This window comes from Streptomyces paromomycinus (assembly GCF_003865155.1).
Classification (GTDB): domain Bacteria; phylum Actinomycetota; class Actinomycetes; order Streptomycetales; family Streptomycetaceae; genus Streptomyces; species Streptomyces chrestomyceticus.
In genome coordinates this window covers 5,701,653-5,714,369 of the sequence record NZ_BHZD01000001.1, presented here as the reverse complement: position 1 = coordinate 5,714,369, position 12,717 = coordinate 5,701,653, and the positions used below count along the sequence as shown (strand labels likewise).

Annotated in this window: 11 protein-coding genes and 1 pseudogene; 7 read left to right on the top strand and 5 right to left on the bottom strand. The window is 73.2% G+C overall.

Going from position 1 to position 12,717, the window contains the following annotated elements; genetic code table 11:
• Positions 1-46: 46 nt before the first annotated feature.
• Together OEIGOIKO_RS43020 and OEIGOIKO_RS43015 are read left to right on the top strand one after the other, a co-directional pair.
• Positions 47-589 (top strand): annotated as a pseudogene (locus OEIGOIKO_RS43020) (MFS transporter); the annotation flags it as partial.
• Between the two features lie 438 nt (positions 590-1,027).
• Positions 1,028-1,834: a hypothetical protein gene (locus tag OEIGOIKO_RS43015; RefSeq protein ID WP_246178290.1), complete on the top strand. Its 807-nt coding sequence runs from the start codon at positions 1,028-1,030 to the stop codon at positions 1,832-1,834.
• Here the strand turns inward: OEIGOIKO_RS43015 and OEIGOIKO_RS24435 are convergent.
• Positions 1,794-3,227, bottom strand: a complete 1,434-nt coding sequence (locus OEIGOIKO_RS24435) for an MBL fold metallo-hydrolase (protein WP_125055815.1) — start codon at positions 3,225-3,227, stop codon at positions 1,794-1,796. The genes OEIGOIKO_RS43015 and OEIGOIKO_RS24435 overlap by 41 nt on opposite strands.
• A 415-nt stretch (positions 3,228-3,642) precedes the next feature.
• Between OEIGOIKO_RS24435 and OEIGOIKO_RS24430 the strand changes: the two genes are divergently transcribed.
• The 3 genes from OEIGOIKO_RS24430 to OEIGOIKO_RS24420 all read left to right on the top strand — a co-directional run bounded on the left by OEIGOIKO_RS24430 (position 3,643) and on the right by OEIGOIKO_RS24420 (position 6,989).
• Complete coding sequence (locus OEIGOIKO_RS24430; RefSeq protein ID WP_125055814.1) at positions 3,643-4,428, top strand: GntR family transcriptional regulator; 786 nt, start codon at positions 3,643-3,645, stop codon at positions 4,426-4,428.
• Between the two features lie 229 nt (positions 4,429-4,657).
• Complete coding sequence (locus tag OEIGOIKO_RS24425) at positions 4,658-5,569, top strand: sulfite exporter TauE/SafE family protein (protein WP_125055813.1); 912 nt, start codon at positions 4,658-4,660, stop codon at positions 5,567-5,569.
• Between the two features lie 214 nt (positions 5,570-5,783).
• Positions 5,784-6,989: an NAD(P)/FAD-dependent oxidoreductase gene (locus OEIGOIKO_RS24420; protein ID WP_125055812.1), complete on the top strand. Its 1,206-nt coding sequence runs from the start codon at positions 5,784-5,786 to the stop codon at positions 6,987-6,989.
• Positions 6,990-6,997: 8 nt separating this feature from the next.
• On the opposite strand, the gene OEIGOIKO_RS24415 is transcribed toward OEIGOIKO_RS24420, so the two are convergent.
• From OEIGOIKO_RS24415 to OEIGOIKO_RS24405, 3 genes are all read right to left on the bottom strand, one after another.
• Positions 6,998-7,690: a TetR/AcrR family transcriptional regulator gene (locus OEIGOIKO_RS24415; protein WP_174857207.1), complete on the bottom strand. Its 693-nt coding sequence runs from the start codon at positions 7,688-7,690 to the stop codon at positions 6,998-7,000.
• Positions 7,691-7,753: 63 nt separating this feature from the next.
• Positions 7,754-8,953: a MerR family transcriptional regulator gene (locus OEIGOIKO_RS24410; RefSeq protein ID WP_246177515.1), complete on the bottom strand. Its 1,200-nt coding sequence runs from the start codon at positions 8,951-8,953 to the stop codon at positions 7,754-7,756.
• 89 nt (positions 8,954-9,042) lie between these two features.
• Positions 9,043-9,651: a dihydrofolate reductase family protein gene (locus tag OEIGOIKO_RS24405; RefSeq protein ID WP_125055811.1), complete on the bottom strand. Its 609-nt coding sequence runs from the start codon at positions 9,649-9,651 to the stop codon at positions 9,043-9,045.
• 70 nt (positions 9,652-9,721) lie between these two features.
• On the opposite strand from OEIGOIKO_RS24405, the gene OEIGOIKO_RS24400 reads away from it, so the two are divergent.
• Positions 9,722-10,297, top strand: coding sequence for a TetR/AcrR family transcriptional regulator (locus tag OEIGOIKO_RS24400; protein WP_125055810.1), 576 nt, complete (start codon positions 9,722-9,724; stop codon positions 10,295-10,297).
• A 95-nt stretch (positions 10,298-10,392) separates the two neighbouring features.
• Here the strand turns inward: OEIGOIKO_RS24400 and OEIGOIKO_RS24395 are convergent, their stop codons facing one another.
• Positions 10,393-11,742, bottom strand: coding sequence for a M20/M25/M40 family metallo-hydrolase (locus OEIGOIKO_RS24395; protein ID WP_125055809.1), 1,350 nt, complete (start codon positions 11,740-11,742; stop codon positions 10,393-10,395).
• A 575-nt stretch (positions 11,743-12,317) separates the two neighbouring features.
• Here OEIGOIKO_RS24395 and OEIGOIKO_RS24390 point away from each other — a divergent pair.
• Positions 12,318-12,671: a type VII secretion target gene (locus OEIGOIKO_RS24390; RefSeq protein ID WP_125055808.1), complete on the top strand. Its 354-nt coding sequence runs from the start codon at positions 12,318-12,320 to the stop codon at positions 12,669-12,671.
• The last annotated feature ends 46 nt before the right edge of the window (positions 12,672-12,717 follow it).

The window sequence follows — 12,717 nt, the reverse complement described above, 5'->3', positions numbered from 1 at the left end:
GCGCCGTGCCGACCCGCGTGGCGCGAGAGGTGGAGCGGTGTGTCCGATGGCTGAGTGGAATGACGAGCCGTGTCGTGCGGGTGATGCCCGGATGGTGGTGCGGGGCCGGTTATGGGCTGTGGTGGCCGTGGCGATCGGCGGGTTCTGTGTGCAGCTGGATGCCTTCGCGCTGAACATGGCGTTGCCGGTGATCCGCCGGGACCTGCACGTTTCCGCAGCGGCCGGACCGTGGGTGATCAGCGGTTATCTGCTGGCGGCGGGGGCGCTGATGCCGGTTGCCGGGCGGTTGGGGGATCTGTACGGGAGGCGGCGGCTGCTGCTGTTCGGGCTCGCGCTGTTCGGGGGGACGTCGGCGGGGTGCGCGGTGGCGCCCTCGTTGCCGTTGCTGGTGGTGTTCCGGGTGTTGCAAGGGGCGGGCGGTGCGCTGGTCATGCCGGTGGGGCTGGCCCTGCTGACATGTTCCTTCCCACCGGGGCGGGCGCGCGTCGCGACGGGGTACGCGCTGGGGCTGGCCGGCCTGGCCACGGCGTGCGGGCCGTTCGTGGGCGGGGTGCTGGCCGAGGAGCTGTCCTGGCGGGCTGTTTTCTGGGGGAATGTACCGCTGTGTGCGGTGGCGATGCTGTGTGCCCGGAGGGCGATGGAGCAGCGGAGTGCGGTGGAGTTTCGGGGTGCGGGGGAGTCCCGGAGTGCGGGGAAGCCCCGGGGTGTGGGGGAGCTCCGGAGTGCGGGGAAGCCCCGGAGTGCGGGGAAGCCCCGGAGTGCGGGGAAGCCCCGGGGTGTGGGGGAGCTCCGGAGTGCGGTGGAGCTTCGGAGTGCGGTGGTGGGTCAGCGGGTCGGGGGTGGGGGTGTCCGGGGCGGGGTGGGCTGGCTGGCCGGGGGTGGGGAAGTCCGGGGCCGTCGGTGGGGGCGGAAGGGGTGGAGGGGACAGAGAGGTCGGAGGGGACAGAGAGGTCGGCGGGGGTGGTGGGGGCGGTTGGTTCGGTGGGGCTCGGTGGTTTTGGGGGTCGGGGTGCCGGTGTGTTCGGTGATGGCTGTCGAAAGTGTGGGGGTGTGGTGGCAGGCGGGCGGGTGGGCGGCGGGTGCTTTGGGGCTCGGTGCGTTGTTCGTACGGGCCGAGCGCCGGTCGCGCGCGCCGCTGATCGACCTCGCCCTCTTCCGTAACGCGCCCTATGTCGCGCTCACTTCGGCCGGTGCGGTGGCGAACGCGGCGACCGTGGTGCTGCTCTTCGTGGTCCCGTTCGTGCTCCAGGAGGTGCTGGGGCTGTCCGTACTGGGTGCGGGGACGGCCTTCCTCGTACCGGCGGCGGCGATGGCGGTAGCCGGGCCGGTGGCCGGGCGGGTACCGGCGGGCGCCGCCGAACCCGTGACGGCCGCCTGCCTCGGCCTCGCCGCTGCCGCCTTGGCAACGACGGCGGCTGCGACAATCACGGCCTCGGGAGCGACGGCGTCAGCAGCGGTGACAGCGGCGCCGCCGGCCGGTGCGGCAGAGGTAGCGGCAGCGGCGCCGGTCCTGCTGCTGGTGGCAGCCACCGTGGCCGCCGCCTCGCTGGGTGTGGCCGGGGCCTTGACGCTGACGGGCACCCAGGCCGTGGTCCCGCCGGGCCGGGTGGGCGAGGCGTCCGGGCTGACCAAGTGCGCGATCACGGTGACGGCCGGGCTGGGCCTCGCGCCCGCCGGTACCGACCCGGGTGGCGCGCTGCGCCTTGCCTCGGCCGGGTGCGCGGCCGCCTGCCTCGCCCTCCTGCTGCGGAGCGGGCACCGCCTGCGGCGCGTCAGCCTGCGGACCCGGCGCGTCAGCCGCAGGTGCTCGCGGCCGCCTCGTACCCGCCGATGACGTCCCGTACGTCCCGGAAGCCGCGGGCCTCCAGCAGCGCAGCGGCGATCACGGAGCGGCCGCCGCTGCGGCAGTAGAGGACGACCGGCCGCTCGGGGTCCAGCGTCGCGCAGCTGGTGGGGAGGCCGGCGAGGGGCAGGTTGCGGGCGTCCGGCAGGGCGCCCGTCTCGTACTCGGCGGGGTTGCGGACGTCGATCAGCTGGACGCCCTCGGACGGCACGTCACCGGGCGACAGACGACGGCTGCGGGACACCAGCTCGGGGTGGCGGGCGAGTTCGGCGGCCGGGTCGGGGACGTGCCCAAGGACGTGGTCGTAGCCGATGCGGGCCAGGCGGAGGCGGGCTTCGGCCTCCGTGCCGGGGTCGCTGACGAGGACGATCGGCGTGCCGGGCGCCACCACGCTGCCCGCGTACTCGGCGAACCGGGTGTCCAGGCTGATGTGCAGCGAGCCGGTGAAGTGCGCCGCGGTGTAGGCGGTGAGCGGGCGGCTGTCCAGGAGGACCGCGCCCGCGTCCCGGCAGGCGGCCAGCGCCTCGTCGAGGGTGAGCGCGGCGGGCGGCGCGGCGTCCAGGAGCGGGTGGCCGTCGCGGTTGAGGGCGGCGTCGTGGGCGAAGTAGCCCGGGGTGGCGGGCTGTCCGGCCGTGACCAGGCGGATGAACTCGGCCTCCGGCATGGGCTGCAGGGCGTAGTTGTGGCGGCGCTGGTCGCCGATGGTGGAGGTGGTCTCGGTGGAGAGGTTGCGGCCGCAGGCCGAGCCGGCGCCGTGGCCGGGGAAGACGCGGGTGGCGTCCGGGAGGGTGAGCAGTTTGCCGTGCAGGGAGCGGTAGAGGCGGCCCGCCATGTCCTGGGGCGTCAGCCCGGCCGTGGCGAGCAGGTCGGGGCGCCCGACGTCGCCGACGAAGAGCGTGTCGCCGGTCAGGACGCCGTACGGCTCCGGCGCCGCCGGGTGTTCGTGGACGACGATACAGATGGATTCCGGGGTGTGGCCGGGGGTGGCGAGGACGGTGAGGGTCACGCCGGAGGGTTCCGGTTCCTGGCTCGGTCCGGCGCCCGTCCCCCCGACCGGTTCGCCGCCCAGGTGAATCCGTTCGCCGCCCAGGTGAATCCGTTCGCCGTCGCGCAGCCGGCGTATCGGGTAGCCGGTCTCGGCGGCCTCGCCGAAGGCGATGGTGGCGCCGGTGGCGCGGGCCAGTTCGAGGTGTCCGGAGAGGAAGTCGGCGTGGAAGTGCGTCTCGATGATCAGTTCGATGCGCAGTCCGGCCGCCTCCGCGTCGCGCAGGTAGTCGTCGATGTCGCGGCGTGGGTCGACGAGGACGGCACGTCCGGTGGTCTCGTCGCCGATCAGGTACGACGCCTGGGAGAGGCAGTCGAGGTAGTACTGCGCGAAGTGCACGGTCGACCTCCGTGGTCCTGCGGGCCCGCCGTCGCGGTCCCCGCGGGGAGTGTGTTGTGCGGATGCACGGATGTACGTACATTAGGCATGCGGCGTCGGCGGCGACAAGTTCGGGCGGGTGCGGCGGCGGGTGTTGAGGAGGACGGCCGGCCAACCGGGTGCGCCGGAGGCGCTGCGCCGGTGACGCCGAAGCCAACGACCCAGCCGGACAACGCCCCGCCCGTACATCCGTACCCGGTAACCGGGTCGCCCGCACCGGCCGTACGCGGGGAACCGCTCCACCCGTACGCGATTGGCCGTACGCGATTGACCGCACCACCCGCTCCATCCGTACACGAAGAACCGCACCACCCGCACCACCCGTACACGAAGAACCGCACCACCCGTACCGCTCGCACCACACGGAGGCGCCCTCATGACCGACCACCCGCCGGGCCCGCGTCCCCTGGACCGGCGCTCCCCGCTGCCCCTGTGGGCCCAGCTCTCCGAAGACCTGCGGCGCCGGATGGAGGCGGACGAGTTCGCCGAGGAGTTCCCGGCCGAGCACCGGCTCACCGGGGAGTACGAGGTCAGCCGGCACACCGTGCGCGAGGCGCTGCGCAAACTGCGCGCGGACGGTCTGGTGATCGCCGAACGCGGGCGGGCCAGCCGCCTGAACACCCGGCGCATACAGCAGCCGCTCGGCTCGCTCTACAGCCTCTTCCGCGAGCTGGAGGGCCAGGGCGTGGAGCAGCGCAGCGAGGTGCTGCGGCTGGAGCGGACGGCGGACGGGCCGATCGCCGACCAGCTCGGGCTCGTCCCGGACGCGCCGCTGGTCGTGCTGGAGCGGCTCCGGCTGGCGGACGGCGAGCCGCTCGCCCACGACACCACGTATCTGCCCGCCGAGGTGGCCGAGCCGCTGCTCGACGCCGACTTCCGGCACACCTCGCTCTACGGCGAGCTGCAGCAGCGCTGCGGGATCAAGGTCACCGGCGGCCGGGAACGCATCCACCCCTTCCTGCCCGACATCCGGCAGGCGTGGCTGCTGGGGCTGGCCGACCGTGAGCCCGCGTTCGGCATCGAGCGGCTGGGGCGTTCCGGGGAGCGGCCGGTGGAGTGGCGCGAGACCGTCGTACGCGGCGACCGCTTCGCCTTCGTCGCCGAGTGGTCGAGCGACAGCCGCGCGGTCGAACTGGCGCCCCGCGCCTCGTGTCCGTCATGACGGCCGGGCTCGCGCCGCACCCCGCGACACGTCTCGAACCCCACCCCGCGACACGGCTCGAACCCCACCCCGCGACACGGCTCGAACCCCACCCCGCGACACGGCTCGAACCCCACCCCGCGACACGGCTCGCCCCGCACCTCGCGACACGGCTCGCCCCGCACACCGCGTCGCGCCCCGCGCCACGTGCCGTGACGCGACCGGTGCCGCCGACGAACCGCCGCCGGCGATGCCGCTCCTAGCCTGGGCAGCACTGCCCTGCGGGCTGGTCATCGGGCTGCTGCTGGGCGCGCTCGGCGGCGGCGGTTCGATCCTCGCCGTACCGGCGTTGGTCTACCTGCTGCACCAGACCCCGCACGAGGCCACGGCGGGTGCGCTCGTCGTCGTCGGGATCGGCGCGGCGTCCGGTCTGGCCTGTCATGCCCGTGCGGGCCGGGTCCGTTGGGCGGCGGGGGCGGCGTTCGGCGGACTCGGCACCGCAGGAACGTTTCTCGGCTCCCGCTGGAGCGCGTCACTGAACCCGACGGTCCTGATGACGGCGTTCGCCGGGCTGATGCTGGCGGTGGCGGCGGTGATGCTCGTACGGACGTGGCGCGAACGGGCACGAGAACGGGCACGAGAACGGGCACGAGAGCGGGAACGGGAACGGGCACGGGCACGCGAACGAGAGCGGGAGAAGGCGAGCGCCGGTCATGATGCGGTGGGTGCCGCTCCCAAGGCGACGCCCATCGCCCCGAAGCCCCCCTCCTCCCGCCTCTCCGCCGTCCGCCTCGCCTCCGCCCTGCGCATCGGTGTCACCGCGACCGCCGTCGGCCTGCTGACCGGCTTCTTCGGGGTCGGCGGCGGCTTCGTCGTGGTGCCGGCGCTGACCCTCGTCCTCGGCCTGGAGATGCCGGTCGCCGTCGGTACGTCGCTCCTGGTCATCCTCGTCAACTCCGGCACGGCGTTCGCCACCCGGGCCGGGGCGGGCGGCCTGGACTGGCCGCTGCTGGCCTCCTTCGCCGCCTGCGCCGCGCTCGGCAGCTGGCTCGGCAACCGGCTCGCCGCCCGGCTGCGGCCGCAGGCCCTGTCGACGGCGTTCGCGTCGCTGGTCACGGTGCTCGCCGTGTCGATGGCGGTGACCAGCATCCCCCGCCTGTGACCCGGGCACCCGGGCACCCGGCCCCTCCCCCGAACCGATCCGGTCCTCGACCCCGGCCCGACCCCATCTCAATCCCACCCTGACCTCAGCCACCCACCCCGACCCCGACCCCATCCCAATCCCACCCCGACCCCAGTTCGACCCCACCCCGACCCCAGCCAGACTCCACCCCGACCTCAGCTCGATCCCAGCTCGATCTCAGGAGGAAAGAACCATGACTTCCGCCCCGACGCACCACCAGGTCGTCATCATCGGCGGCGGCACCGCGGGCATCACCGTGGCCGCCCGGCTGCGCCGCGCCGGTCTGCGTGACATCGCGGTGCTGGAGCCTTCCGAGACGCACTGGTACCAGCCGATCTGGACGCTCGTCGGTGGCGGTCAGGCGCCGCTGCGGGCCGCGCTGCGTACGGAGGCGGAGGTCATGCCGCCCGGTGTGCGGTGGCTGCGCGAGTCCGCCGTCTCGGTCGACCCGTCCGCCCGTACGGTGGGCACCGCCTCCGGGCGGACGGTCTCGTACGACCGGCTGGTGCTCGCCCCCGGGCTGAGCCTGGACTGGGACGGCATACCGGGGTTGGCGCAGGCACTCGGCCACGGCGGCGTCTCCAGCAACTACCGCCCCGACCTCGCCCCGCTGACCTGGAACTACATCCGGCGCACCAAGCGCGGTACGGCGCTGTTCACGATGCCGTCCGGGCCGGTGAAGTGCGGCGGCGCCCCGCAGAAGATCGCGTACCTGGCCGCCGACTACTGGCGCAAGCGCGGGCTGCTGGGCCGTATCCGTACGATCCTGGTGCTGCCCGAGCCCGCCATGTTCAAGGTGCCGGTCTTCGACCGGGCGTTGCAGGAGACGGCGCGGCGGTACGGCATCGAGGTGCGGCTCCAGTCGGAGCTGACGCAGGTGGACGGCGGCGCGCGGGAGGCGGAGATCATCGACCACGCGACCGGCGCGAAGGAGACGATCCACTACGACCTGCTGCACGCGGTACCGCCGCAGCGCGCGCCGCAGTGGGTGGCCGACAGCCCGCTTGCGGACCCGGCCTCGCCCTTCGGCTATGCCAAGGCCGACCGGGAGACGCTCCAGCACCCCGACTTCCCCGAGGTGTTCGCGATCGGTGACGTGGCGAACCTGCCGACGTCCAAGACGGGCGCGGCAATCCGCAAGCAGGCTCCGGTCGTCGTCGCCAACCTGCGGGCCGGACTGCGCGGGCGGCCCGCCACCGCCCGCTACGACGGCTACACCTCCTGCCCCCTGGTCACCGCGCGCCACAAGATGCTGCTCGCCGAGTTCGACTACGACCTGGAACCGGCGCCGTCCATCCCGTTCATCGACACGACGAAGGAGCGCACCGACATGTGGTTCCTCAAGCGGTACGGGCTGCCGCAGCTGTACTTCAAGGGGATGCTCAAGGGCCTGGCCTGAACGGCCCCCTACCCCTCGTCCGGCAGCAGCTCCCACAGCATCGCCTCGAACTCCTCGGCAGCAGGGGGCTCGTCAGCCAGCAGGGCCTGGAGGCGCAGCCCTTCGTAGGCGCGGGTGAAGAGCGCGACGCGCATCGGGTCCTGTGTGTGGAGGCGGGCGAAGTCGGCGAGCGCTTCGGACCAGCGGCGGGTGTGGCTGCGTAGTTCGGGGCGGCGGGCGGCCAGCAGGCACAGTTCGAACTCCGCGAGCTGCGGCCCCCGGTCCGCCAGCGCCCCGGCCGTCAGGCGCGCCAGCATCCGCCGCTTGTCGCCGTGCCCGCCCGCCGCGTCCGGCCCGTCGGCGGGCGCGGCGGTGAGCTGCCGCAGCCGTTCGGTCTCCAGGTCCATGGCGCTGGTCAGCGCGGCGGTGAGCAGCGCGTCCGGGCTCTCGAAGGCGGACGTGGCGGCCGTGGTGGGCAGCTGCGCCTCTCGGGCGACGGTGCGGTGGGTGATCCCGGCCGCACCGTCCCGTTCGATGATCCGTAGGGCGGCTTCGAGCAGGGCCTGCCGCTGGAGCTGCCCTTCGGACCGGTATCGCCCGTCGGACCGGTGCTGCCCTTCAGACCGGTATTGCCCGTCGGACCGGAGCTGCCCTTCAGACCAGCGCTGCCCGCCGGACCAGTGCCCGTCGGCGGCAGGTACGTGCGCATCCGGATCGTTCACGGGGACTCCAGCGGCAGATACGGAATCGGAGACGTCGTCGGACGATACTCGCGCGCCTCGGCGCTACGTGGGCGCCGACACGTCCGTAGCCCCACCCACCGGCACGACCGGCGGCACCTCCGCGATCACGTCCGCCACCACGCAACTCACGTTGTCCGGCGCCCCGGCGTCGTGCGCCAGCGCCACCAGGCCCCGTACCGCCCGGTCTGGGCCGGGGGCCGCGCCGAGCACCTCCCGTACGGCGTCGGCGGGCACCACCGCCGACAGGCCGTCCGAGCAGAGCAGGTAGCGGTCGCCAGGGCGCGCCTCCCGCAGCCCCACCTCCGGTTCGACGCCGTCACTGCCGTCCAGCGCCCGGAACAGCAAGGCGCGCTGCGGGTGCGACTCGGCTTCCTCGGGCGTCAGCCGTCCCTCCTCGACCAGTGACTGGACGTGGGTGTGGTCGTGCGTGATCTGGAACAGCGCGCCACCGCGCAGCAGGTACGCCCGCGAGTCGCCGACGTGCACGAGGGCCAGGTGGGAGCCGGTCCAGAGCATGGCCGTCAGCGTGGTGCCGGTGTGGTCCGGGGTCCCGGCCGGCACGACGCCCCGTACGGAACGGTTCGCCTGCCCGGCCGCGTCCGCCAGTACGTTGAGCAGGTCGCCGGGGCGCAGCGCCCCGCCGTCGAAGCTCTCCAGGCCGCGCAGCGCCTCGACGGCCGCGGCCCCGGCGGACGCCCCGGCCCCGCCGAAGCCGTCGGCCACGGCCAGCAGCCGGTCGCCCGCGTAGGCGGTGTCCTGATTGCTCTCCCGGACCAGCCCGGTGTCCGAGAGAGCCGCGTAACGGATGCCGAGCGGTGGCGGCAGCGGTCGTCCGGGCCTCGCGGTGCCCGTGGACGTGTCCTTCATGGCTTCGTCCTCGTCCTTCCTCTTCAGATGGTCGACGAGGAAGGACGCCAATTCGCGGCGGGCGGCGGTGTCCGCCTCGGTCCGCGCCCAGTACGCCGCCACTGCCTCGGCGGCCGGACCCGCGGCCAGCTCGCACACGTCCCGGATACGGGCCAGTGGCATACCGAGCCGGCGCAGCCAGGCGACCAGCCGGGCGCGCTCCAACTGGGCGGGGGCGTAGCGCCGGTAGCCATTGGCGGGATCGACGTGGGCAGGCGGCAGCAGCCCCAGTTCGTCGTAGAGCCGCAGCGCCTTCGGCGAGAGCCGCGCCAGCCTGGCGAACGCCCCGATGCTCAGCAGCCGCCCGGTTCCCCTGCTGTCCGCCCGTTCCCTCACCCGTTCACCCTCCTCGTACGGGGACGGCCCCCGCAGACCTGAGGCTGCGTCTTCCCCCAGGGGCAAGGTCAAGGGCGGGGCGGACCCGTTCACCGCCGCCTGGTGAAGTGGGTGACCGTGACGCCGTTGTCGAACGAGACCCGGTCGGTCACGTCGAAGACGGTCGGGTCGAACTCCCCGTCGAACACGGGGATCCCGGCCCCGGCGACCACCGGATAGCTCTTGATGATCAGCTCGTCGATCTCGGGCTGCAGCGCGCCCGCGAGCCGGCCACCGCCGCACAGCCAGATGTCCCGCTCCTGCCCGTCCTCCTGCCCGCCCTCTCGCTTCAGGTCGCGGACCAGCGCCGACGGGTCTGCGCGGACCACGGTCACGGCGGGGTCGGTGTCCGGTGCGAGCGTGCTCGACACCACGTACTGGCGCAGGTGCGCGTACGGGCTGGTGATGCCCGCGTCCAGCGCGGGCCGGTAACTGCCGAGCCCCATCAGTACGGTGTCGAAGCGCCGGTTGGGCGTGTCGGCGAGTCCGAGGGCGGCGCGCATCGCGGTGGGTACGAATTCCGGGTAGCGGGCGTTGCACCACGCGCTGTAGGCGGCGGCCTGCTGCTCGTCGCCCACAGGATAGAAGTCGAACTCTCCGCCGGGACCCGCGATACGGCCGTCCAGGCTGACGGCAACGTAGTAGACCAGCTTGCGCATACCGACGACTCCATCCATAGTGCTCTAAGTGAAGTGGTGAGAACGTAGTACTACGAACGGAGTGGTGTCAATGGTGCGCAGGAACGACGAGCGGAGGGCCGCTCTCGTCGACGCCGCGATCGAGGTGCTGGCCGCGGAGGGCGCCCGCGGCCTGACCTTCCGCGCGGTGGACAACGAGGCCGCCGTCCCCTCCGGCACCGCCTCCAACTACTTCGCCAACCGCGACGACCTGCTCACCCAGGCCGGCGCCCGGGTCTACGAACGCCTCCAGCCGGACGAGGCGACGATCACGCGGCAGCGGCTGGCCTCGCCCGACCGGGAGACGTACGCGATGCTGATGCGCGAGCTGGTCGGCCGGGTCAGCTCGTTCCGCACCGGCTACCTGGCCCTGCTCGAACTGCGCCTCGAAGCCACCCGCCGCCCCGCACTGCGCGCCGTACTGACCGAACGCGTCCGTGCCGACGTCGACGCCAACGTGGCCTACCACCAGGAGTCCGGCCTGCCCGGCGACGCGACCGCCGTCCGGCTGCTGTACCTGGCCTTCAACTGGCTCATCGTCGAACAGCTCACCCTGCCCGACGTGTTCTCGGAGGCCGAGCGCGAAGAGCTGGTGTACGCCGCGGTCGACCGCATCGTGGCGCCCTGACCCCCGTACGCGAACCCGACGACGCGTGGTGTCGCACCGGTGGCGTCGGCCGTCCCGGGGGCGGGTGGCCTACGTACGGCAGGGTGTCCGGGAGATCACCGGGCCGGCTCCAGGTGGCTCAGGGCCGCGACGGTGAGCGCCTGCACGCCCATGGTCAGGGTGGGCTGCTTGACCGGGGTGAAGTGCGGCGAGTGGTTGGAGGGGATGTCCTGGGCGAGGCGTCCGGAGGACATCGCGGCGCGGAACTCGTCGGGGTCCCAGCCGCCGAGCCACCAGTAGTAGAGCGGCGCGCCGGCGGCCGTGGCGATCAGCCCGGCGTCCTCGCTGCCGGCGGCCGGTTCGTAGCCGAACAGCCGCTGGGCGCCGAAGTGGTCGGTGAAGGCGGCGTTGACCTGTTCCAGCGTCCGGTCGTCGTTGCGGGTGACCGGGAAGGTGTTCAGCACCTCGGTCTCCGGCTCGCGCGGCGCGCCGGACGCGGTGGCCTCGGCCTTGGCGATGCGGTCGACGGCCGCCAGCACCCGGCCGCGTACGTCCTCGTCGAAGGTGCGGACGCTGAGCTGCACCACCGCCTGGTCGGGGATGACGTTGGGCGCGTCCCCGGCCTGGAAGGAGCCCACGGTGACGACGGCGCGGTCCTTGGGCGCGACCTCACGGGCGACGACGGACTGCAGCCGCTGGACGAAGGCGGCGGCCATCACGATCGGGTCGACCGCGGTCTCGGGCCGGGAGCCGTGGCCGCCGGTCCCGTGGAAGGTGATCTTCAGGCTGTCCGAGGCGGCCATACAGGCGCCGGGGGCGTACGAGATCAGGCCCGCGCCGAGCGGGGCGACGTGCTGGGCGAGCACCACGTCGGGGGTGGGCACCCGCCCCCGCCCGTCGGCACCGGCACCGGCCCCGGCCTCGGGCCTGTCCGCTGCCTCGGGCCCGCCCGCCGCCTCGGCACCGTCGGCCGCCTCGGCACCGTCCGTCGCAGCCCCGAAGAGCCCGTCCTCGATCATCGCCCGTGCCCCGTCGCCGACCTCCTCGGCGGGCTGGAAGAGCACGACCAGGGTGCCGGACCAGTGCTCCCGGCCCGCCGCGAGCAGATCGGCGGCGCCCGCCAGACAGGTGACGTGCACGTCGTGGCCGCAGGCGTGCATGACGCCGGGGACGGCGGAGGCGTACGGCAGGCCGCTGCGCTCGGTGACGGGCAGGGCGTCCATGTCGGCCCGCAGCAGGACGACCGGGCCGGGGCCGTTGCGCAGCACGCCCGCCACGCCCGTCCGGCCGATGCCGGTGGTGACCTCGTAGCCGTACGAAGTCAGGCGGCGGGCCGCTTCGGCTGCCGTACGGGTCTCCTGGAAGCCGAGTTCGGGGTGCCGGTGGAGGTCTTCGTAGAGGGATTCGAGGTCCGCCATGCGGGCGTCGAGCGGGGCCAGTACGGTGTCACGCGCGCTATCGCTCATACGTAGCATTTGATCATCTGTCGGACGCGCGGGCGAGGTCCGGACCGGCCGCGGCGGGCCGGAAACCACCACCCGGGCCCGCCCTTCCCGGCAGACCGCTGCACGCCCCCTCCTTTCCTGGGCAAATCCTTTACGGACAACGTGCGTTGCAGAGCGCAAAGTTCCCGGCCGCGCCGCCTTCTCCCGCCTTCCACCGCCCCGGCCCCGGACCGCACGGAAACCCCATTGCGGTAATTCCCGGGACCGAAGCACCTGGAACGACTTATTGGGCGGCCTATCGGGCGGAATGGCCGCCGTATCACCCTGCGCCCCACTCTTCGTCCCGCTCTGCGCCCCGCTCCTCGTTTCGCTCTGCGCCCCGCTCATCGTCCGGCCGGAGTTCGACGGTAATCGGTTATGCTCCTCCGGCACCGGAGCGACCTGGTGAGCAGCGGAATCCGAGAACGTGTGGAATCGGCGTGCGGTACGCATTCCGTCCGCATCCGGAATTCAGTACGGCGCATGAGGTCGCGCGGCACGGGACGCGCACGCACGGGCGCACAGATGCACAGACGCACGGGGGACGGTACTCAGGCATGGCCGGCGGATCAGGTTACGCGATCAAGAAATCCGGTACGGAGAGCAGCGCGTCGGAACTCGATTCCGCCGCCGGACAACTCGCCTCCGTACAGAAATCCATCCCGCAGCAGTCGTGCAGCAGGCCGGAATCGTTCGGTGGCGAGGACGCGGCTCCCGCCCTCGACAACTTCGCCGGCGCCTGGCAGCGCGAAGCCACCGTTCTGCACGACGCCCTCGGTGAGATCGCGAAGAAACTCCGCACCACGACGGCGAACTACGGTGCCGCGGACCACTCCGCCATCTCCGGCCTCCGCCACGCGGCCGCCGCCGCACCGGTGTCCTCCGGCGCGGGCAGCACCCCCTTCGGCTGACCGGCGCGCACCCGCCACCGCCGCACCGGGCCAAGGCCAGGCCAGA